The 21,243-nt window shown below is 66.5% G+C and carries 14 protein-coding genes and 2 tRNA genes; 3 read left to right on the top strand and 13 right to left on the bottom strand.

Features of this window, described 5'->3' with window-relative positions; translation table 11 throughout:
- Window positions 1-476: 476 nt before the first annotated feature.
- The 5 genes from AU252_RS06820 to AU252_RS06800 all read right to left on the bottom strand — a co-directional run bounded on the left by AU252_RS06820 (window position 477) and on the right by AU252_RS06800 (window position 5,888).
- Window positions 477-1,091: a TetR/AcrR family transcriptional regulator gene (locus AU252_RS06820; RefSeq protein WP_058932795.1), complete on the bottom strand. Its 615-nt coding sequence runs from the start codon at window positions 1,089-1,091 to the stop codon at window positions 477-479.
- 83 nt (window positions 1,092-1,174) lie between these two features.
- Window positions 1,175-3,211 carry a YhgE/Pip family protein gene (locus AU252_RS06815; protein ID WP_058930072.1) on the bottom strand — a complete coding sequence of 679 codons (2,037 nt, stop codon included), beginning with the start codon at window positions 3,209-3,211 and terminating at the stop codon, window positions 1,175-1,177.
- Window positions 3,208-3,915 carry an ABC transporter ATP-binding protein gene (locus tag AU252_RS06810; RefSeq protein WP_099093374.1) on the bottom strand — a complete coding sequence of 236 codons (708 nt, stop codon included), beginning with the start codon at window positions 3,913-3,915 and terminating at the stop codon, window positions 3,208-3,210. Before AU252_RS06810 ends, AU252_RS06815 begins: the two co-directional genes overlap by 4 nt.
- Window positions 3,916-4,036: 121 nt before the next feature.
- Window positions 4,037-5,542 (bottom strand): dihydrolipoyl dehydrogenase family protein, encoded by a 1,506-nt coding sequence (locus AU252_RS06805; RefSeq protein ID WP_058930071.1) that lies wholly within the window; start codon window positions 5,540-5,542, stop codon window positions 4,037-4,039.
- Window positions 5,543-5,814: 272 nt separating this feature from the next.
- Window positions 5,815-5,888 (bottom strand) — tRNA-Arg (locus AU252_RS06800).
- Between the two features lie 276 nt (window positions 5,889-6,164).
- Between AU252_RS06800 and AU252_RS06795 the strand changes: the two genes are divergently transcribed.
- Window positions 6,165-7,991: a phosphoenolpyruvate carboxykinase (GTP) gene (locus AU252_RS06795; RefSeq protein WP_058930070.1), complete on the top strand. Its 1,827-nt coding sequence runs from the start codon at window positions 6,165-6,167 to the stop codon at window positions 7,989-7,991.
- Between the two features lie 169 nt (window positions 7,992-8,160).
- Here the strand turns inward: AU252_RS06795 and AU252_RS06790 are convergent, their stop codons facing one another.
- The 4 genes from AU252_RS06790 to AU252_RS06775 all read right to left on the bottom strand — a co-directional run bounded on the left by AU252_RS06790 (window position 8,161) and on the right by AU252_RS06775 (window position 11,843).
- Complete coding sequence (locus AU252_RS06790) at window positions 8,161-9,321, bottom strand: globin domain-containing protein (protein WP_058930069.1); 1,161 nt, start codon at window positions 9,319-9,321, stop codon at window positions 8,161-8,163.
- 140 nt (window positions 9,322-9,461) lie between these two features.
- Window positions 9,462-9,911, bottom strand: a complete 450-nt coding sequence (locus tag AU252_RS06785; protein ID WP_058930068.1) for an RrF2 family transcriptional regulator — start codon at window positions 9,909-9,911, stop codon at window positions 9,462-9,464.
- Between the two features lie 17 nt (window positions 9,912-9,928).
- Window positions 9,929-10,438 (bottom strand): hypothetical protein, encoded by a 510-nt coding sequence (locus tag AU252_RS06780; RefSeq protein ID WP_058930067.1) that lies wholly within the window; start codon window positions 10,436-10,438, stop codon window positions 9,929-9,931.
- On the bottom strand, window positions 10,425-11,843 hold the full coding sequence (locus AU252_RS06775) for a phosphomannomutase/phosphoglucomutase (protein ID WP_058930066.1): 1,419 nt from the start codon (window positions 11,841-11,843) through the stop codon (window positions 10,425-10,427). Before AU252_RS06775 ends, AU252_RS06780 begins: the two co-directional genes overlap by 14 nt.
- 95 nt (window positions 11,844-11,938) lie before the next feature.
- Here AU252_RS06775 and AU252_RS06770 point away from each other — a divergent pair, with 95 nt between their 5' ends.
- Complete coding sequence (locus tag AU252_RS06770; RefSeq protein WP_058930065.1) at window positions 11,939-14,119, top strand: RecQ family ATP-dependent DNA helicase; 2,181 nt, start codon at window positions 11,939-11,941, stop codon at window positions 14,117-14,119.
- Here AU252_RS06770 and AU252_RS06765 read toward each other — a convergent pair.
- The 4 genes from AU252_RS06765 to AU252_RS06750 all read right to left on the bottom strand — a co-directional run bounded on the left by AU252_RS06765 (window position 14,043) and on the right by AU252_RS06750 (window position 18,805).
- Window positions 14,043-15,524 (bottom strand): MFS transporter, encoded by a 1,482-nt coding sequence (locus tag AU252_RS06765; RefSeq protein ID WP_058930064.1) that lies wholly within the window; start codon window positions 15,522-15,524, stop codon window positions 14,043-14,045. The two genes, AU252_RS06770 and AU252_RS06765, sit on opposite strands and share 77 nt — an antisense overlap.
- Before the next feature lie 247 nt (window positions 15,525-15,771).
- Window positions 15,772-15,859 (bottom strand) — tRNA-Ser (locus AU252_RS06760).
- A 163-nt stretch (window positions 15,860-16,022) separates the two neighbouring features.
- Entirely contained in the window at window positions 16,023-16,538 is a 516-nt protein-coding gene (locus AU252_RS06755) for a GNAT family N-acetyltransferase (protein WP_240484338.1), read from the bottom strand.
- Window positions 16,538-18,805, bottom strand: coding sequence for a prolyl oligopeptidase family serine peptidase (locus tag AU252_RS06750; RefSeq protein WP_058930062.1), 2,268 nt, complete (start codon window positions 18,803-18,805; stop codon window positions 16,538-16,540). The genes AU252_RS06755 and AU252_RS06750 overlap by 1 nt, the downstream gene beginning before the upstream one ends.
- Window positions 18,806-18,880: 75 nt before the next feature.
- On the opposite strand from AU252_RS06750, the gene AU252_RS06745 reads away from it, so the two are divergent.
- Window positions 18,881-20,905 carry an FAD/NAD(P)-binding protein gene (locus AU252_RS06745; RefSeq protein ID WP_058930061.1) on the top strand — a complete coding sequence of 675 codons (2,025 nt, stop codon included), beginning with the start codon at window positions 18,881-18,883 and terminating at the stop codon, window positions 20,903-20,905.
- The last annotated feature ends 338 nt before the right edge of the window (window positions 20,906-21,243 follow it).

The following is a 21,243-nucleotide window of genomic DNA, read 5'->3' as shown; positions in this document are numbered from 1 at the left end:
AGGGCGGCCAGTGCCGGAAGCGGGCCGCCGCTTGGCTGGCGAGGGCCTCCGTTTGGCAGTCCCCAACCGCCTGCCCGCCGGCCAGACTGCGCCAAGGAACAGGACCGCTAGCGTGGCCACCGCTGAGGCCCCACCCCAGTAGAAGTAGTTGTCCGGATCCCCGGTGGGGAGCGGTGTGCCGAAGATCGACGATTGCTCGGCGAAGGCCAGCTCCCAGGTGCTGACGAAGGCAAGGGAGAAGGCAATGGTGAGGCTGGATCCCACAGCGGTGGCCACCAATACAAAGTGGCGCCCCCGGGCCAGGACCTCCGCCACGGCCGCAACATAGGCCAGCGCAACCAGGCCCAGGAACGTGACCATCACGGCCTCTTCGAGGGTGATGGCGGTGAGCACCAGCATGCCCAAGGCGGCGACGGCCGCGATCACGGCGAACTTCCCGCTGTTACCCATGTGGCGCATGTGTCCAATCATCCCTGCTACTTCACGACATAGCCGCGCATGATTGCCATGATTGCTGCAACGCTTTGGTCACGGGTGCGTTCTGGGTTGTAGGTCTGCCGGTCAAGCCCCACCACAAAGCAGGCGCCAAAGATCGCCGTTTCGAGGCTGCCCCGCGAGACCGTTTCGTCCACCGGATAGACGGCAGCCACGTTCTCTATGGCAGCGCCGATGACCGCCAGGAGTTCAGACCGGAGCACCGCGAACGTGTCCCGCCATTCGCTGGGAGTCCGCCAGTTTTCGCTCACCCACAAACGGGCGAAGGACGGGTAATCGTCCATAAAATCCATGGCCTGGCCGATCATTGCCTCCATGGCCACCAGTGGATCGGCCCCGGGCTGCCCCGCCTCGGTAAGCAGGCGTGTCTTCAGGATGTCTACGCCGTGCCGCAGCAGCTGCGCGATCAGGTCCGACTTGCTGCCGAAGTTGTAGTAGACCGTGCCCTTGGAGACGCCCGCCGCCGCGGCAATCTCGTCCACAGTGACACCCGCTGCGCCACGCTGGCCGATCAGCTCCATGGACGCGTCGAAGAGCTTCTGCCGGGTGGCATTGGTCCGGGCCGGGCGGAGTTTCTTCTCGGCGGGACCGTGCATGGCGGGATCGTGCCCCACGGGATCATGCACCCCAGGATCATGCACGCCAGGCTCAGGCACCCCAGATCCCGGCGCGGGCGGGCTCATACCGCGATCTCCGGCTTGAGCGTTTTGAGGGTCCAGTACTTGTGCTTCCGGACCGCAAACGTGGACATCGCCGCGCCCAGCAACGTGTAGCCGAGCAGCCCCAGGACAGTGGGCACGATCCCGGACAGGTCCGCGCCGTAGATGAGGTGCCGCATGCCTGTGACCACGTAGCCCATGGGCAGGATTTCGTGGACAACATGAAGTGGCTGCGGGGTGGTCTGCCAGGGGAACGTGCCGCCCGAGGACACCAGCTGGAGCACCAGCAGGATCAGCACCACCAGCTTGCCGGGTGACCCCAGCAGCGCCACGATGCCTTGGATAATGGCGCTGAACGCCATGGCCGCGGCCAGCATAAACAGCCACATCAGCACCGGATGCGCGGGGTTGAGGCCCAACGCCAGGTTCACCACGAGGGTCAGCAGGCTCGCCTGCACCACCGAAACGGCCAGGAACGGAAGCCAGCCGCCGACGGCGATTTTCCAGGCCGGGGCGTTCGACGCCAGGGCCCGCTGGGTGATGGGCCGCATCGCCTGGACCAGCATGAAGATGCCGATCCACAAGGCGAGCGTCAGGAAGAACGGTGCCAGCCCCGCGCCGTAGGAATCGGCTTTCGCCTGGGAGACGTTGCTGACCGCAACAGGATCGGCAATCACTTCGGAGAGGCTGCTCTTCTGCGAATCGTCCGGGTTGGGCACCTGCCCGGCGCCCTTGGCAATTTCGTCGGCCAGCGTCCGTGAGCCGTCAGCGGCGGTGCCGGCCCCCGCTTCCAGCTGCCCCGCACCGGCGTCGAGCGTTTGCGCCCCTTCCGCGAGGCGTCCGGTGCCGTCGAGCGCAGTCTGCTCGCCGGTGGCCAGCGTGGCCGCCCCGGTGTGGAGCTGGTCAGCGCCACCGGAAGCCTGAACAATGGCCTCCTTCAGCGCGGGGGTGGCCGTGGCCAGCTGGGCTGCGCCGACGCTCACGGCTTCGGAGCCGTCCGCGAGCTGCTGGATCTGGGTGGCGTCGGTCTGGATCCGGGTTTTCGCCGCGGCCACGGGGCTGGAGGCTGCCACCGTATCGAAGTCGGCCAGGATTTTGTCTGCCTGCACCTGGGTGATCACTTCGGAGGCGACCAGGCGGGCATTCGATTCGATCACACGCGTCCGGAGCCCCTGGTCCGCGGCATCAAGCTGCGTGACAACGTCCTGGACCTTGGTGTTCAGCTGCGCGTTCCCCGCGGCCACCTGGGCCGCGCCGTTGGCCAGCGTCCGGGTGTCGGTGGGCAGCGTGGCGGTGCTGTCCTTAAGGACGGAGAGCCCGCTGCTGAGCTGCCCGGCGCCGTCGGTCAGCTGATTGGCCCCGTCCCGCAGTTTCAGCTGCCCGTTGTACAGCTCGCCGGCTCCTGCGCTGAGCTCGCTGGTGCCCGTATGCAGCGTGACAGTCCCGTCGCGGAGGGTGGCCACGCCGTCCGTCAGCTGCCCGGCGCCGTCGGCGGCCTTGAGCATCTGGGCGTGGATGGTGCCGAACCCGGTGAGCAGCTGGTTCGCCGTCTCTTCGCCCACTTCCTTGGCCACCGTTGTGTGCACCGCGGTGGTCAGCTTGTCCACGATGGTGCTCAGCAGGTAGTTGTTGGCATCGTTGGTGGTGACATTCAGCATCGCCTGGCTGGCCGAATCGAAGCTGCCGGGTGAGACCAGGTTCGTGGAGAACTCTGCCGGGATTTTCAGTGCAAACGCGTACTTGCCGCTGCTGACCCCTGCGTCGGCCTCGGCCGCCGACGGGACCGCCTGCCAGTTGAAGACGTTCCCCTCCACCAGGCCGTCCGCCACCTTCTTGCCCGCCTGGAGCTCGGTCCCGTCGCTGGACGTGGCGCCGGTGTCTTCAACCACCAGGGCGGCCTCGATCTGGTTCAGGTTCCCGTAGGGATTCCAGTTGGCGTACAGATACACGGCCCCGTACAGGAGCGGCACCATGATCAGGGCCAGGATGGTCAGCTTCGGCAGCAACCCACCGGTCATCCGCTTGAGTTCGGAACGGGCCAGCCGCAGCACGGTCACTTGGCATCCTCGGTTTCGAGTAAGAGGGATTCGGTTTCTTCGTCCGTGAGAGCCGGCGCATCGGGCGCTTCGTCCACGTCCGGGACGGCGTTGCCGATCACTGTGGCCGGTCCCGTCCACCCTGCCGGGAGGGCAGTAACGGTGACGACGACGGCGAGCGGCCGGCCGGCGTCGTACGCCAGCTCCTCAAGCCGCGGGAGCCAGTCCGCAGCGTGGGCACCGTGCCTGTCGGGGGAGTCCACCACCAAAAGGTCCGTGTGCGGGTTGGCGAGGGCAAGGGCCGTCAGCAGTTCAATGCGCCGGTCCGGCGCCAGCTGCTCCGTCCACAGGTCCGCGATGTCCTCGAAACTGTTGACTTTGAGCCAGGGCTTGCTCAGCAGCGCGCCCCGGTAGCGGCGGGGGATCAGGGCGAGGTCCTCGGTGACAAGGTCCCGGACACTGAGGTGCTGCTCGGGCTCATTCACGTTGGGGGAATCCACCAGGGCGCTCGCGAGGCGGAGGGATTTGGTGCGTTCGTTGGCGTCCCAGGACATCCGGCCGCCAGTGGGTTTCATACGCCCGCTGATGGTCAGGGCAAGGGCTGTCCGCTGGTCCTGGCGTTCGGCGGTGACGAGGAGGAGCTCACCCCGGCCGACCCGCAGAGAGGTGGGCGGAAGCAAATCGTCGCGCCGGCCCTTCACAAGGAGCTGCTGTACGGAGAGCAAAAATGGCCTTTCGACGGTGTATGTCCACCTCCAGCCTAACTGAACTGACTGGTCAGTTCAAATAGCGCACGGGAGTAGGGCGGCGGGAGTAGCCCAGCGCTAACGGACACTTGGGCCCCTCCTACAAGCCGTACTTCTCCAGGAGCCGCAGCCACACCTCGCTGACCGTGGGAAACGATGGCACCGCATGCCACAGCCGCTCCAGCGGGACCTCGCCCACCACTGCGATGGTGGCCGCGTGCAGCAGTTCGCCCACCTCCGGGCCCGCGAAGGTGGCGCCGAGCAGGACCCGCCGGTCCTCGTCCACCACCAGTTGCGCCCAGCCTTCGTAGTGTTCCGAATGCAGGGACGAACCCGACACTTGGATTGGCAGCTCCACGGACGACACGTTGTAGCCGTCCCGTTTTGCCTGCTCCACCGAGCGCCCCACGGCCGCCAGTTCGGGATCGGTGAACACCACGTTCGGGACAGCATGCTGGTTGGCGGTCTGGGCGTACCGGCTCCAGGCCTCGGGGGCGCCGCTGAGCTCGCCCTTGGCTCGGGCCGCGATCGCGTCGCCGGTGGCCCTGGCCTCGTACTTGCCCTGGTGGGTGAAGAAATTTCTGCCTGCGGCGTCGCCAACAGCGTAGAGCCAGGGGTTCTCACCATCCTCGCCCGGGGTGCCCGGGGTGCCCGGGACGTCCGGGAGGCCCTGGACTAGTCCAGTGGAGTCGGTGGTGAGTTTCAGCGGCTGCCCGTCCTGCGCCTCGAAACCCAGGCTTTCCAGGCCGAGGCCTTCGAGGGCGGGATGCCGGCCTGTTGAAACGAGGACCTTGTCCGCAATGACGGTGGTGCGGCCGTCCGGCGTCTGGTCCTGAAGTGTGAGGGTGAACGTGCCGTCGTCGTTTTCCCGGACACTTTCGGTGGACGTGTAGAGGCGGACCGCCACGCCGTCCGCGCGCAGCCCCGCGACCACAAGTTTGCTGGCCTCTGCGGGGAACGTGCCCAGCAGGCCGCTCCTGGCCACCAGCGTCACGTCCGAGCCCAGGCGTGCGAATGCCTGCGCCAGTTCGCTGCCCGCTACGCCTCCGCCGATCACGGCCAGGCGCTCCGGCACCTCCTTGGCCGAGGTGGCTTCGCGTGTGCCCCAGACCTGCAGATCCGCCAACCCGTCGATGGGAGGGGTAGTGGGTGTGGAGCCGGTGGCGAGTACGACGGCGTGACGCGCCTTGAGTTCGTAAGTGTTGCCGTCCAGCCCGACTACTTCAACGGTGCGCGGCTCGGTGATCCAGCCGTGGCCACGGATCAGTTCAATCCCGGTATCTTCCAACCACTTCACCTGGCTGTCGTCCTGCCAGTTTGCGGTGAAATAGTCCCGGCGCTTCAGGACTGCCACTGCATCCAGTGTCAGGGTGACGGCTTCCGCTGCGCCGGGTACCGTCTGTGCGCCGTGCAGGGCGGTGCCGGGGCGGAGCAGGGCTTTGGACGGCATGCAGGCCCAATACGAGCATTCGCCGCCCACTAGTTCGGCTTCAACAAGGACAGCCGTCAGGCCGCCCTGGACCACCCGGTCGGCGACGTTTTCCCCCACGGCACCAGCGCCGATCACAATGACATCGAATTCACGTTGCAGCGTTTCAGGCGTCATTCGTCCAGCCTACGCCCGCCTCGCGGGAGGCGGGGAGCGCCGTCGTCGTCAATCAGCTGACTGCACACCTGCGTAACTTTTGACCGCAGCGGGCCGGGTCACCCGCGGGAATCCAGGGGCGGTGCCGGGGTTTGCTACCAAAAGTGACGCATTTCCGCTGGGAAGGCGCGCGTGGCCGTGCCGTTCCTGGGGCGGAGGCCGGTGGCAGGAAAGGGGCGCTACGCTTAACGACAAAAGGCCCGTATCGGCGAACCGATACGGGCCTTTCTCTGTGCGCCCAGAGGGATTCGAACCCCCGGCCTTCTGTTCCGTAGACAGACGCTCTATCCAGCTGAGCTATGGGCGCATTTTGTGTTTCGCGGCGTTTCTTGCTCCCCGAACCTCGAATTACTTTACGCGAGGGTGGCCCGGAGTTCCAAATCGAGAGGCATGTAATCTAGCCGACTAGACCGGTCTAGGTGACCTTCGTCACTTAAATTCAGCCGTTTGTGCGCGGTTTTCCTTGAATTTGCGCGGTTTTCGGCTCCAACGATCACGAACGTGCACCGCTGGCCTCGCATGACGCCCTTGGGTGGCCAATAGCATTTAGGACACACCGATGAACCCGAGGAAGGGAACCGCAATGGGCGATCTGGCGCAGAAGCCGCTGCTTGAGAAAGCACCCACCACGCATGCAGCACTGCTGGCATGGGTCGAAGAGGTTGCTGAGCTTACGCAGCCCGACCGGATCCACTGGGTTGACGGGTCCGAACAGGAAAACACGCGTCTCACGGACGAGCTCGTCGCAGCAGGAACGCTGACGCGCCTGAACCAGGAGCTCTTCCCCAACTCGTTCGCTGCATTCTCTGATCCCGCGGACGTAGCCCGTGTGGAAGAGCAGACCTTCATCTGCTCCGAGAAGGAGCACGACGCCGGCTTCACCAATAACTGGATGGCCCCGGTCGAGATGAAGGAAAAGCTGCGTGGGCTGTTTGCCGGCTCCATGCGCGGACGCACAATGTACGTCATCCCGTTCGTGATGGGGCACCTCGACGCCGAGGATCCCAAGTTCGGCGTGGAGATCACCGACAGTGCCTACGTTGTTGCCTCGATGCGCATCATGGCCCGCATCGGCACCGACGTGCTGAACCGCATCACCGAGACCAACGCATTCTTCGTGCCGGCCCTGCACTCCCTGGGTGCGCCGCTCGAAGCAGGTCAGGCGGACGTGCCGTGGCCGTGCAATACGGACAAGTGGATCGTGCACTTCCCCGAGGAGCGCTCCATCTGGTCCTTCGGCTCCGGCTACGGCGGAAACGCGCTGCTGGGCAAGAAGTGCTACGCGCTGCGTATCGCCTCCGTCATGGCCCGCGACGAAGGCTGGCTGGCCGAGCACATGCTCATCCTGAAGCTGACGTCCCCGGAGCAGAAGACGTACTACGTCTCGGCTGCCTTCCCCTCCGCCTGCGGCAAGACCAACCTTGCGCTGCTCGATCCCACCATCGAAGGCTGGAAGGTGGAGACGCTGGGTGACGACATCACCTGGATGCGCTTCGGCAAGGAAGGCGAGCTCCGCGCCGTCAACCCCGAGGCCGGTCTCTTCGGCGTGGCTCCGGGCACCGGCTGGGGCACCAACCCCAACGCGATGCGCGCTATCGCCAAGGGCAACAGCATCTTCACCAATGTCGCACTGACCGACGACGGCGGCGTGTGGTGGGAGGGCATGACTGAGGAAGTGCCCGCTCATCTGACCGACTGGCAGGGTAACTCCTGGACCTCGGATTCGGACAAGCCCGCAGCTCACCCGAACTCGCGCTTCTGCACGCCGATCGACCAGATCGACATGCTGGCCGAGGAGTACAACAAACCCGACGGCGTGGAGCTTTCCGCGATCCTGTTCGGCGGCCGCCGCAAGACCACCATCCCCCTGGTGACCGAGGCCCGCAGCTGGTCAAACGGCATCTTCATGGGTTCCACACTGTCCTCCGAGACCACTGCCGCGGCAGCCGGGGCGGTGGGCGTGGTCCGCCGCGACCCCATGGCCATGCTGCCGTTCATGGGCTACGACGCCGGCGACTACCTGAACCACTGGGTCAACCTGTCCGCAAAGGCCAACCCGGAGCGCCTGCCCAAGATCTTCCTGGTCAACTGGTTCCGCCGCACGGCCGAGGGCGGCTTCGCCTGGCCTGGCTTCGGCGACAACGCCCGTGTCCTCAAGTGGGCCATCGAGCGCCTGGAAGGCAAGGCAGACGCCGTCGAGACGCCGATCGGCTTTGTTCCCACCGGCGAATCCATCGACCTCAAGGGCCTGGACATGACGCCCGCCCAGGTCGAGGAAGCTGTCCGCGTTGACCCGGCCGAGTGGGCCACCGAGCTCGCCTCCATCGAGGAATGGTACGCCAACTTCGGCGATTCCCTCCCCGAGGCGCTGCAGTCCGAGCTTGCCGGCCTGAAGGCCCGCCTGGGCTGACGTTCCAGAAAGTACGACGGCGGCCCCGCACCTTTGCAAGAAAGGTGCGGGGCCGCCGTCGTGCTCGGCGCGAACGGACACTTCTGGCCCCTCGGGATGCGCGAAAGGACACTTAAGCACCGGGGCTTAAGTGTCCTTTCGCGCTTCTGTCGCTAGGAAGCATCCGCCGTCAGGAAGCGAGCCAGATGTCCGGTCCGAAGACCTCGTAGTGGATGCGAGTGGCCGGGATGCCGGCGCTGATGGCCTCGTTGCGGATGTGCTTCATGAACGGTAGCGGTCCACAGAGGTACAGCGACGCGTTGGCCGGCAGGTCCACTTCGCGCAGGGACATAAAGCCTTCGTTGGCCCCGGCGCGTGGCTCTTCGAGCCACAGCTGGAGGTCGGCATCCGCCAGGCGTTCGACGTCGTCCGTCATCTGACCGCGCAGCGCCCAGCTGTCCAGGGTGCTTTCCGCGTGCAGCACCAGCACCTGCCGGTCGGAGCCCGACTCGGCGAGGGAGCGCAGGATCGACGCCGTCGGTGTACAGCCGATGCCGGCCGATGCCAGGACCACCGGACCGTCGCCGTCCTTGAGGGTGATCTCGCCGTAGGGGTTGGAGATCTCCAGAATGTCGCCAACCTCGACGGTGTTGTGCAGTACGGGGGAGACCTCGCCGCCGTCGTCGAGCTTGGTGGTGAAGCTGCGGCTGGTGCCTGCATCGCCCGAAAGTGAGTACTGCCGGACCTGGCGCAGGCCGTCCGGCAGTTGGACCTTGACGCTGACGTACTGACCCGGCAGGGCAGCCGTGACTGGAGTGTCGTCAGCGGGTTCGAGAGTGAAGGTCATGGAGCCGATGCCGGCAGGGATCTTGGCGGCGACCTTCCACGGGGTCCACATCTTGCCGTTGGCCTGTGCTGCGTAGAGGCCCTTTTCGAGCTTGATCAGGGCGTCCGCCATCAGCCAATAAACCTCGGTCCAGGCCTCGGCGATCTCCGGGGTGATGACCTCGGCCAGGTCCTCCGCGATGGCCGCGAAGAGGTGCTCGTAGACCACCTGGTACTGGGGCTCAGTGATGCCGAGCGACGCGTGCCGGTGGGCGATGCGGGAAAGCACAGTTTCGGGGAGGGTGCCCGGGTTGTTGACCAGGTGCGTGGCGAAAGCGGCGATGCTTCCGGCCAGCGCCTGCTGCTGGTTGCCCGAGCGCTGGTTGGAGCGGCTGAACAGGCCATCCAACAGTTCCGGGTGGGCGGCGAACAGCCGTGCATAGAACTTGGGAGTGATGGCGCCGATCCGGGAACCGACGAGCGGCAGCGTGGCCTCAATGACGGGGCGGGATTTGTCCGAGAGCATGTGTACTCCTGCGATAGGGGACCGGGCTTTCGTCCGGTCAATGTGAATACTTACATTTGAAATGCGTATATTCGTACCTCAAGTTCTACACCCCGTAGAAGTTGAGATCAAATCGGTGGAGATGCGGGCGCGGCGCGGGGCTATAGGCCGGGGCGCAGGCCGATCAGCTGGAAGACGGGTGCCATCTGCCGCGAGCCGGGAAGTTCGGCCACAACCACTCCATCAAGTTCCCGGTAAAACGCCTCACGGGCGCGGGCCAGCGCGACGCGAAGCCTGCATTCATGGATCAGCGGGCATTCGCCGCCCGGCGCGACGCAATCGGCGGCGTCCGTCCGGGTGTCCAGGTCCCGCAGGACCTGGCCCACCGTTGCCCGGCGGCCAACGGAGCTGAGCCGGGATCCGCCCGACCTGCCGCGCTCTACCTCGATCAGGCCCAGGCTGCGCAGCCTGGCCATCGCCTTGCTGACGTGGTTGTACGGAGTTCCCACGGCATCGGCGATGTTCTGCGTGGTCAGGAGGGTGGCCCCGGGCGCGGCGGCCAGAACCATCAGCGCCCGGAGGCTGACGTCTGCAAAGGCGTTGATTTTCATGGCAACCGGGGTGCGGTCTAGTCCACCCAGACCGTGGGTTCGCTGGTGTCAGCGGCGAGCTGGCCAAACTCCCATTCGTGGGTCCCGGTGTTGGCGGCGTAGGGGAGGACCGCGGCGAAAACGGATCCGTCGCGGTGTTCAGCAGCTACATGGATGGCATCTTTTTCTTCCTCGACCAAGAGGATGTCGCAGACAATTGCGGCCGCCCGGAAATCAACACGGTTCTGCCGGAGCAGTTCGGTGAGGTCGCTGATCATCGTGTCGGCGTCGAAGTCACCGTCAGAGCCGTCCTGGGCGTCAGCCGGCGTAACAGCCACCAGCCGGACCTCGCCGTCGTTCTCCACCACCAGTGCGAACGGCAGGAAGCCGCCGTTTCGCTCGAGCTGTTCCTGGGCTGCGCCGACGCCTGTGCCCAGCAGGTTTTCCAGGTCCGTGGCAGAAGCCTCCGGCACGGAATCCCGCCACGAAACCACCGCAGCCGGGCCGTCCGTGGCTTCGTGGGCCACTTCCGGCTTAGCGCCGGACATTGGACAGTACGCGGTCGCGGACGCTTTCCATCAGGGCCCGGTCCGTTGCTTCCACGTTCAGGCGGAGGAAGGGCTCCGTGTTGGACGGGCGCAGGTTGAACCAGAAGCTGCCGTCATTTGCCGTGAAGGTGCTGCCGTCCATGGTGTCCACGGTGATGTCCTCGGCGGCAAAGTCGGTGCGGACGCGCTCAACGGCTCCCGCCTTGTCCTCGATTTCCGAGTTGATCTCACCGGAAGAGACATAGGGCTCGTACTCGCGGCCGAGCTCGGACAGCGGACCGTCCTGCTCGCCGAGGGCTGCCAGCACGTGCATCGCCGCGAGCATCCCGGTGTCTGCATTCCAGAAGTCGCGGAAGTAGAAGTGGGCAGAGTGCTCGCCGCCGAACACAGCACCTTCCTCAGCCATGACTGCCTTGATGAAGGAGTGGCCCACACGCGTGCGGACGGCGCGGCCGCCGTCGTGCTCTACCAGTTCCGGCACCGCACGGGAGGTGAGCAGATTGTGGATGACGGTGGGCGTCGCCTCGCCCTGCGCCTGGGCGCGGGCGATTTCGCGGCGTGCCACCATACCGGTGATGGCCGACGGCGACACGGGCTCGCCCTTTTCGTCGATGACGAAGCAGCGGTCGGCGTCGCCGTCGAAGGCCAGGCCGATATCGGCGCCGTGCTCAATGACTGCAGCCTGGAGGTCGCGGAGGTTTTCCGGCTCGAGGGGGTTGGCGGGGTGGTTCGGGAAGGAACCGTCCAGCTCGAAATAAAGGGGAATGATGTCGAAGGGCAGCTTGGGCAGCAGGGCGTCGCCCAGCACCGCCGGGGTGGTGAGGCCGGCCATGCCGTTGCCTGCGTCCACAACCACCTTGAGCGGCCGGGAACCGGAGAGGTCCACCAGCTGGCGGAGGTACTCGGAGTAGTCCTTCAGGACGTCGTGGACGCCGATCAGGCCGCGGACGGGGGCTGCCGGGATGGAGCCTTCGTTGAGGTACTTCTCGGCCAGGGCCTGGATCTCTTTGAGGCCAGACTCGGAGGAGATGGGCTGCGCGCCTGGTTTGGACATCTTGATGCCGTTGTATTCGGCCGGGTTGTGGCTGGCGGTGAACGTGGCGCCGGCAGCGTTGAGGGAGCCGCAGGCGAAGTAGAGCTCATCGGTGGAGATCAAATCAAGGAGCTTGACGTCCGCGCCGCGGGTGGCTGCGCCGTCGGCGAAAGCCTTGGCGAACTCGGGTGAGGAGGGGCGCATGTCGCCGCCGACGAGGACCGTCTGGCCTTCCAGTTCCAGGACATCAACGAACGCGGCACCCACGGCTTCGACGATTTCAGCGGTGATGGATTCACCCACGATTCCCCGGACGTCGTAGGCCTTGAAGGATGCCGAGAGGTCAAAAGTCTTTGTCTGTTCGCTAGTCACGGGTTTTATCTTACGTGGAGCCGCGGACGTTACGGTTGTCCACATACGGCGGTCCCGGCTTTATGGGTGTCGGTGGGGGCTGGGATACTGAATCAATGGTCGATACCCAGAACGCCGCCCTCCTTTCCGTTTCCCCTGACTTGCCGTCCGACACAAAAAGCCAGGCACTGGAGGTTCTCCGCGAACTCGTGGGGCATCCGGCGGCGGATTTCCATGACGGACAGTTTGAGGCGATTGAAGCACTGGTCGACGGCGGCCGGCGGGCTTTGGTGGTCCAGCGCACCGGTTGGGGAAAATCGGCCGTGTACTTTGTGGCGTCCCTGCTGCTCCGGCGGCGCGGCGCCGGACCCACCCTGATCGTTTCGCCGCTGCTCGCCCTGATGCGGGACCAGGTGGCTGCCGCCGCCCGCGCCGGAGTGCGCGCCGTGGCCATCAACTCGGCGAACCAGCTGGAGTGGGACACTGTCCGGGAACAGCTCGCTGCCGATGAAGTCGACGTGCTGCTCGTTTCGCCGGAACGGCTCACCAACCCGTCCTTCCGCGAGCACCAGCTGCCGGAGCTCATCCGGCGGACAGGCCTGCTGGTGATTGACGAGGCACACTGTATTTCAGACTGGGGCCACGACTTCCGGCCGGACTACCGCCGGATCGCTGACCTGATCACCCAGCTGCCGGAGTCCGTGCCTGTCCTGGCCACCACCGCCACAGCCAACTCGCGCGTGGTCCACGACATCGAGGAACAGCTGGGCGCCGGCGTCCTCACCATCCGCGGAACCCTTGGCCGGGATTCCCTGCGCCTGGGTGTTCTGACCCTCCCGAATTCCCGCGAACGGCTGGGCTGGCTCCTGACGCACCTTGCCGATCTGCCCGGCAGCGGCATCATCTACACGCTGACAGTCTCCGCCGCCGAGGATACTGCCCGGCTTCTCGCCGAAGCCGGGCACACAGTTAAGGCATACACCGGTAGGACCGATCCCGCGGACCGGGAGCGCGCAGAGCAGATGCTCAAGGACAACCAGGTCAAGGCTCTGGTGGCCACCTCGGCGCTCGGCATGGGCTTCGACAAACCGGACCTTGGCTTCGTCGTCCACCTCGGGGCACCGTCCTCCCCCGTGGCGTACTACCAGCAGGTGGGCCGCGCGGGCCGTGGCGCGGCGAACGCAGATGTGCTGTTGCTGCCGGGTTCTGAAGACCGGGATATCTGGCAGTACTTCGCCACCGCCTCCATGCCGTCCGAGGAGAAAGCCACAGCGGTGCTGACAGCGTTGGCTGAAGCCGGAACTGCCGTGTCAACGGTGGCGTTGGAGGCCCGTGTCGATCTCCGCCGCACCCCGCTGGAGCTCCTGCTGAAGGTGCTGGCCGTGGATGGCGCCGTGGAACGTGTCGGCGGGGGGTGGCGTTCGACCGGCCAGCCGTGGATCTACGACGCCGAGCGCTACCGCCGGATCGCCGAGGCCAGGGTGGACGAGCAGGACTCCATGGTGATCTACCAGGACACCGCGGGTTGCCGGATGGAATACATCACCTCGGTCCTCGATGACGAGACGGCGCACGCCTGCGGGAAGTGCGATAACTGCGCGGGCCGCTGGTTCCGGGCCGACATCGCCGAGGACGCGACGGCAGAGGCGGGTCAGACCCTCACCCGCGCCGGCGGTGTCTTGGAGGCACGGCTGCAGTGGCCCAGCGGCATGGACCGCCTGGGCGTTCCGGTCAAGGGCAAGATCAAGCCTGACGAAGGACTGGCGGACGGCCGCGTGCTGGCCAGGCTTACCGATCTCGGCTGGGGCGGGGCGCTGCGGGAACTCTTTGCGGCCGGCGCCGCAGATCGTCCGGTGGATCCTGCCATGCTCCAGGCCTGTGTCCAGGTCCTGCGGGAATGGGCAACCGGTGACGGCCGGAACCCGGGCTGGAGCGGTGCAGGACGGCCGGCCGCGATCGTCAGCATGCCTTCCCGGAGCAAGCCTGAACTGGTCCGCTCCCTTGCCCAGGGAATTTCGGAAATCGGCAGGATCCCTTACCTCGGCGAGCTGGACCTGGGCCACGGCGGACCCACTGGAAGCCGTGGCGGCAACAGCGCGTACCGGTTGGCCGGTGTTTGGGACCGCGTGATGGTGGGCCCGGAGTTGGAGGCCGCCATGGCAACACTTCGCGGGCAGGGCGTGATGCTGATCGACGACCTCGTGGACAGCCGGTGGACCGTTACCGTGGCTGGACGTGCCCTGCGCCAGGCGGGGGCGGGGGCTGTTCTTCCGCTCGTGCTTGCCCAGGCCGGCTGACCTCTGCGCCGGCCTGCCGGTGCAGAGACAGGCTGTCCGCCGTACTGAAGAGCATCAGGACGGCCATAGTGAGGAAGGCTCCGCGGAAGGGGCCAGCCTGATCCGTGGGGAAGGCCGCCACGCCGTCGAAAATCCGGATCAGCAGGGCGCCAACGGCGATGCCGGCGCCCGCGGCGAGCTGCACCAGGGTCGCCGACACGGAATTGGCCGACGTCAGCTGGGAGGGTGCAATGTCCGCGTACTGCACCGACGCGTAAGCGGAAAAGCCAATGGAGCGGAAGGCCCCGCTGCACACCAGCAGGGCGAAGATCAGTGCCTGCGGCGTGTCCGGCGTGAGCAGGGCGCACAGGGCGAAGGTCACCGCCGATGCCAGGGAGCCGAAGACCAGCATGGCCCGGAAACCGAAACGTCGGATCAGCGGCGTGGTGGCCGGTTTGATGCCGATGTTGCCGATGAACACGGCCGCCACCATGATTCCGGCGTGCAGTGGTGACCAGCCGAAACCGGTCTGGAACATCAGGGGCAGGAGGAAAGGCACCGAGCTGATGGTCAAGCGGTAGACGAACCCGCCCGTGGCCATGGCCCGGAAGGTGCGGGTCGAAAAAACACCGAGATCAAACAGAGGGTTGTTGGCCCGCTTCATCCACAGCACGGCGGCCGCGAGGGCGCATACCCCTGCAGCCGCGCTGATAGCTGCCCAGGGCCCGTCCGGGTGCGCCGTGGCCAGTTCCAGGCCCACCACCAAGGCGCCCACACCGGTGGTGGTAAGGAGCAGGCCCAGCCAGTCGAGCCGTCGAGTGCTGTCTCCGGCGCCGGCTGGTACCAGGCTGAGCGCGGCGATGAAGGCGGCCGCGCCCAACGGCAGGTTGATGAGGAAGATCCAGTGCCACGACAGGTAGGTGGTCAAGGCGCCGCCCACAAGCGGTGCCAGTACGGGCGCCAGCAGCGCCGGCCACACCAGGAAGGCCGTCGCCCGCAGAAGCTCCGATTTGGGTGTGCCGCGCAGGACCAGGAGGGTGCCGACCGGAACCATCATGGCCCCACCGGCGCCCTGCAGGATCCGGCTCAGCGTCAGCACAGTCAGGTCGGGGCTGACGGCGCAGGCCAATGAAGCCAGTGTGAAGAGGGCAATCGCGAAGCAGAATACCTTGCGTGCCCCCACACGTTCAGCAAGCCAGCCGCTGAGCGGGATACCCATGGCCACGGTCATGAGGTAGGCCGTCATGGTGATGTTTACGTCGGCGGCCGGAACACCAAAGTCGCTGGCGATGTTGGGGATGGCCGTGGTGAGGATGGTGCCGTCCAGGAACTCCATAAAGAATGTGGCAGCCACCAGTAGCGCCAGGCGTGGATTCCACGCCTGGCTTGTGCTGGTTTCCTCGCCCCGGGAATTGCTTACTGCCATTCCACCATCCTGCCACCGCAGCCCTTTGTGGAGCCTCCGGCGTCCGCACCCCGGACCGCCAGCCCAGCCCACCCCACACCGCCCGGCTCCCGCCCATGTAGGTAGCAGTATCTGTCGTTATGAGCGCTCATAACGACAGTTACTGCTACCTAGTTTGGGTTTGGTTACCACCTAGTTTGGGTTTGGTGGCATAAAAGCAATTCCCCAGGGAACGCAAAAGGCCCCGGTCCAGGACCGGGGCCAAACGCGGAGACGGGGGGATTTGAACCCCCGGTGGAGTTGTGCCCCACACTTCATTAGCAGTGAAGCCCATTCGGCCGCTCTGGCACGTCTCCAATGGCTATTACTAGCCCACCAAGGATACGCAGAACGGGGCACGCAGTGCAAAACGGCCCGTGAGCGCTTGTCTCAGGGCCCGCACACAAGCCCCGCGACGCCGTGCGCCCCGCGAAAACCCCGGCTCACCCACCGGCCCAAACACTTGCGCAAGAGAGCAGATCAACGGGAGCGGATCAACCTGATTTCGCGGAGGTCTTCCCAGTCGGGTACCCGGTCCTCGGCCCCGTCCGGAACGAAACCGAGCCGTTCGTAGAATCCGATGGCCCGGGCATTGCCTGCGGCCACCCAGAGACTGGCCGCGTTATTGCCCAAGGCGGCTTCGAGAAGCCGGCGCCCCAGGCCCAGCCCCTGATACGATGCCAACAAATACAATCCCCAGAGCTCCAGGTCACCGGACGACGGCGGCGGGTGGCCCGCCGGGGAACCGGGAGCGGGCAGTCGGCGGGCGCCGGCGAATCCCACCACAGTGCCATCGTCGCACGCTGCCCACACCTCGGCGGGGTTCGGCCGGTCCAGCAGCTGGTGCCACAATGCCAGCCGGCCTGCCGGATCCACGCCTGCCAGGAAAGCGTCGGACAGCATGCCACGGTACGTTTCCTGCCAGCAGCGGACATGGATTGCGGCAAGCCGTTCCACGTCAGCAGAGACTGCCCGCCGCACCGACAACACAGACATCAACCGCCTGCCAGCGACCGCCATAGGAAGTGCTGGCTGCGGGCCTGCAGCGCGGCGGCCTGCCGGTTGTCCGAAGCTCCGGCGTGGCCGCCTTCCAGCGCTTCGTGGAACCAGACATTCGGGATGCCCATCGCCTGCATCCGGGCGGCCATCTTGCGGGCCTGGACCGGTCCCACCCTGTCATCCGACGTGGCCGTCCAGATGAATGTTTCGGGGTACTCCACGCCGTCCTTGAGCAGGTGGTACGGGGAGAAGGTCTTGATGTACTCCCATTCCGCCGCCACGTCCGGGTCGCCGTATTCGGCGATCCAGGAGTGCCCGGCGGAGAGCTTGGTGTAGCGCCTCATGTCCAGCAGCGGAACGCCGCAGGAGATAGCCCCGAAAAGTTCCGGGTAGGTCGTGAGCATGTTGCCCACCAGCAGCCCGCCGTTGGACCCGCCCACGCAGCCAAGCCGCTCCCGGGAGGTGACGCCACGGTGGACGAGGTGCTGCGCCACGGCGGCAAAGTCCTCGAAGGCGCGGTGCCGGTTTTCCTTGAGTGCGGCCCGGTGCCAGGATGGCCCGTATTCGCCGCCGCCGCGGATGTTGGCCACAACGTAGACGCCGCCGCGGGAGTGCGCTGCCTCGCCGGGCCCGCCGGAGGTGGCGGTCCTGCGTTCCAGCCAAGCCCTGCCGACGGTTCCGCTGTACGCAGGGGTTCGGGAGACTTCGAAGCCGCCGTAGCCGGAGAGTTGCGTGGGGTTCTGCCCGTCCAGGACAAGGTCCCGCGAGGCCACCTGGAAGTAGGGGACGCGGGTGCCGTCCGCGGACACGGCGAAGTGCTGCTGCACCTCGTACTTGTCGTCATTAAAGAACGACGGCGACGCCTTGACAGCCGCATGGCTGCTCACCACGCCAGCCGTCCCGGCAACGCCCCCGCCGGAGCCAGCGGTCCCGGCAGGATTCCGCGTGAGGCTTCCGCGCATCAGTGTGCTGGGGGTGGTGAATCCGGTGGCGACCAGCCAGAAGTCGTCGCCCGCACCGCCGTCGGCCGGTCCTTCATCTTCGTCGTCCACGGCGTAGGCGTTGACGTCGTGCAGCGGCGGGCAGGCATCCAGCAGCGACGAAGCCCAGGCGCCGCCGTCGGCCGCACGCCCATCGGACGCAGCCCCGTCGGCCGCAACGCCGGGAACAGAGGGATCCAGCACCCGGATCTCGGACGAGACGTCCCGCAGCAGGTTCAGCAGCAGGAAATTCCGCGTCCAGCTCCACGACTGCAGCGAAGTGTGCGCATCCGGCGCAAACAGCACCAAGAGATCCCGTGCCCCCGCAAGGTAGTCCTCGAACTTCGCGGCCAACAAGGACCCGGCGGGGTAAGTGTTGCCCTCATGGGACCAGTCCTGCTGCGGCCGGAACAGGAGCCATTCGCGGTGCGCACTGAGGTTAACATCTGTCGGCGCATCGATCTCGAGCCAGGCGTCGTCCCAACGGATGAACGTGCTGCGGTTGTAGAAATCGATGTAGTCCACGGCGAACGTGCGCTCAAAACCGGGAGTGGAATCGTGCGCCACCACGGCCATCATGTGGTCCTCCGGCACCTCAAAAAGCCGGGCAGCCGCGGAAAGGGCGTCGCCGCGTCGCAGGGTAACAGCCGTCCGGGCATATGAGGATGCGGTCCGCGGCAGGTCCCCGGCCGTGGAGGCAACCAGCAGCGTGTCCGCGTCCAGCCACGAGACGTTCCCCTTCGCCGTCGGCAGGTCAAAACCGCCGTCTGCCGGGTCAACAAAGGTGCGGGTCGCGACGTCGAACTCGCGGTAGCGGTTGGCGTCGCCGCCGTCGGGGGAGAGCGCCAGCAGCGCGAGGCGGTACGGGTCGCCGGCGGCGGGGCGCAGGAACGTGGCACCGTGGAAGACCCACTCCTCACCTTCGGCGGCGGCGAGGGCATCCACATCCAGCAGCACGTCCCAGACGGGGGAGTCCGTCAGGTAGCTTTCCCAGCTGGTGCGGCGCCACAGCCCCTTCGGGTTCGCCTGATCCTTCCAGAAGTTGTAGTACCACTCGCCGCGCTTGCCCACCATGGCGATCCGGTCCGTGGAGTCCAGCACCTCCAGGATGCTTCCTTCCAGGCCTACGTAATCCGCGTCCTCCAAAAGGTCCTCGGTGCGGGCGTTCTGCTCCCGGACCCAGGCAAGCGGTGCCTCGCCGTAGATCTCCTCCAGCCAGACGTTCTCATCAGTGGGTTCGGGGGCGGATGAACCGGGCGCTTGATCAGCTGCAGTGGTGGTCATGCGCCCCATCCAAACAACATTTTCGCGCCGCAAGCAAGTCAAGTGCCTGCGGCGCATGCCGATACTCTGGATGCCGTGGGTAAATCGAAGAGCATCCGGACAGCCATCATCGGTGCCGGACCGCGGGGAACCAGTGTGCTGGAGCGCCTGCTCGCACACGCCGCCGCCCACGCTGCCGCCCACTCCGGCCCCGCATCCCTCCATATCGACGTCATCGACCCCTATCCGGCGGGTCCGGGGCACGTGTGGCAGCCCGGCCAGTCCCGGCTGTACCTCATGAACACCCAGTCCTTCTATCCCACGGTCATCCCGGAAGACGCCCGGCTGGCGCCGCCCGTCGCGGGCACCACGTTCGACCGCTGGCGTGCCCGGCAGCAGCGTGAGCCGATGCCGGCCCTGACGCTGGACGAGCGGTCCGAACTGGCTGCCTTGGGATCGCGGGACTTCCCCAGCCGGGCGCTGTACGGCCGCTACCTGCGCTGCACGCTGGACGAACTGACGGCAAAACTGCCCGACGGCGTCACCGTCAGTTTCCACGAAACGACGGCCGTATCGGTACGCCCGTCGCGCGACGGAACACCGGGGACGCCAGGGGACGGCGCCCCGTGGGACGGCTCTCAAGGGGACGGCACCCCAGGCGGGACAACCCCAAGTACCGGAACGTTCGACGTTGGACTCGCCGGCGGCGCTTCCCTCACGGTCGATTCCGTGGTCCTCGCCTTGGGGCACCTGGCGTCCCGGCTGAACCCGGAGCAGCGGGAACTCCAGGCATCGGCCGCTCAGCTGGGCCTGAGCTACTTCCCGCCGGCCGTCCCTGCGGACGTCGACTGGGCCGCGATTCCGGCCGGCGAACCGGTCCTCGTCCGGGGCATGGGGCTGAACTTCTTCGACGCGATGGGCCAGCTCACGGAGGGCCGCGGCGGAAAATTCATCGACGCCGGAACCCGGCTCGAGTATCAGCCTTCCGGCCAGGAGCCCCTGATCATTGCAGCATCCCGCCGCGGTACCCCGTACCGGGCCAAGGCAGCGCTGGCCGGCTACTACCCGGCGTCGGTCACCCTGCGGTACCTGACCGAGGCCGCGCTGGAACGGTTCGCGGCCACCGGAATCCGGCCGGGTTTCGACCACGATCTCTGGCCCTTGCTGCACCGCGACACCCTCTGGGCCTACTACTCCACCCTGGTGCGCTCGCAGCCGGCGGCCGTCCCCGATGCGTCCGACTTCCTGGCCGCGTTGGAGGAGGCGCTGCGGCCGCATGCCCACAGCGCCGCCAACTGGGAGGCCGCGGTGGAGAGCGTCCTGGCCGTGCACGTCGGGCCGCGGCACCGGCTCGATCTGCCGGGCCTCGCGTCTCCCCTGGCGGGCAGGTCCTTCGGATCGCGCGCTGAACTGGATGCCGCCGTCGTCGAGTACCTGCTCGATGACGCCCGCCGGTCCGCATTGGGCGAGGAGGATCCGGTGAAGATGGCCATCGGAGCCCTGCATCACGGGCGAGCGGTGCTGAAAACGGCAGTGGCCGACGGCGGCATCACCGATGAGTCCTGGGTGGCCGGCCTGCGTGGCTGGTTTGAGTCGTTTGTGGAGGGCCTGGCCAGCGGGCCGCCCGCGCTGCGCGCTGAACAGCTGGCCGCCCTGGCGCGTGCCGGCGTGGTTAGCTTTGCGGGGCCCGACCCCCGGTTCAGCGTGGACCGCCGGACAGGCCGCTTTACCGCCGTCTCACCCTGGGTGAACGGTCCGCCGGTGGCGGCGAAGACCATGGTGGAGGCCCTCGCGCCCGCCAACCGCGTGTCCGCGAACGACTCACCGCTCATGGAACAGCTCCTTGCGGACGGGATGGTGCGGCCCCGGCTGATGATGACGGCGGAAGGTGCGCCGGTGCAGGCCACCGGGCTGGACGTGGCGCCGCACCCGTACCGGCCGGTGGCGGCCAACGGCTCGGTCACCGATGGTCTCTATGTGTTGGGCCTGCAGCTTTCGGCAACCCAGTGGGGCACGGCCATCGCCGCGGAAGCGCTCCAGCCGGGCGGCGCCACGTATGCCAGCGGGCAGCGGACGCTCCGCGACGCCGACGAAATCGCACAGGCGATCCTCGGACACTGAGGATCCCCGCCGCAGCGAAAATATTCGTCCTCGCGTCCCCTGAGTTTTTGTCCAGATAACGTCCCCTGAGCGTTCGGCAACGCCGATTATGTGGACAAAAACTCGGAGAATGTTGAGCCGCCGTGTCCTGGCGTTGCGGTTGATGACTTCGCGCAGCCTCGGTCCCCGACGATCCCTGACGCATTGTTGCGCCCTGTTGTGGTGGATGACGCGGCGTGGCCTCCTGCGTCCGGATTGCCCCGTGCTACGCCCCATGGACCGCCGTGACGTGCGGTTTCGCGCTGTGAACCCCGCCCTTTTGCCGCACCTCCTTCTCTGTTCTAGTGGTTGCCACAAGC

This window comes from Pseudarthrobacter sulfonivorans, assembly GCF_001484605.1.
GTDB classification, from domain to species: Bacteria; Actinomycetota; Actinomycetes; order Actinomycetales; family Micrococcaceae; genus Arthrobacter; species Arthrobacter sulfonivorans_A.
The sequence above is the reverse complement of the archived record's forward strand: the minus strand, read 5'-3'. Positions and strand labels throughout refer to the sequence as shown.

Excerpts from the sequence above, each read along its gene's own strand:
- AU252_RS06820 (WP_058932795.1), bottom strand. The coding sequence starts at position 1,091 with ATGCACGGTCCCGCCGAGAAGAAACTCCGCCCGGCCCGGACCAATGCC.
- AU252_RS06805 (WP_058930071.1), bottom strand. The coding sequence starts at position 5,542 with ATGACGCCTGAAACGCTGCAACGTGAATTCGATGTCATTGTGATCGGC.
- AU252_RS06795 (WP_058930070.1), top strand. The coding sequence starts at position 6,165 with ATGGGCGATCTGGCGCAGAAGCCGCTGCTTGAGAAAGCACCCACCACG.
- AU252_RS06790 (WP_058930069.1), bottom strand. The coding sequence starts at position 9,321 with ATGCTCTCGGACAAATCCCGCCCCGTCATTGAGGCCACGCTGCCGCTC.
- AU252_RS06785 (WP_058930068.1), bottom strand. The coding sequence starts at position 9,911 with ATGAAAATCAACGCCTTTGCAGACGTCAGCCTCCGGGCGCTGATGGTT.
- AU252_RS06780 (WP_058930067.1), bottom strand. The coding sequence starts at position 10,438 with ATGTCCGGCGCTAAGCCGGAAGTGGCCCACGAAGCCACGGACGGCCCG.
- AU252_RS06770 (WP_058930065.1), top strand. The coding sequence starts at position 11,939 with ATGGTCGATACCCAGAACGCCGCCCTCCTTTCCGTTTCCCCTGACTTG.
- AU252_RS06765 (WP_058930064.1), bottom strand. The coding sequence starts at position 15,524 with ATGGCAGTAAGCAATTCCCGGGGCGAGGAAACCAGCACAAGCCAGGCG.
- AU252_RS06755 (WP_240484338.1), bottom strand. The coding sequence starts at position 16,538 with ATGTCTGTGTTGTCGGTGCGGCGGGCAGTCTCTGCTGACGTGGAACGG.
- AU252_RS06750 (WP_058930062.1), bottom strand. The coding sequence starts at position 18,805 with ATGACCACCACTGCAGCTGATCAAGCGCCCGGTTCATCCGCCCCCGAA.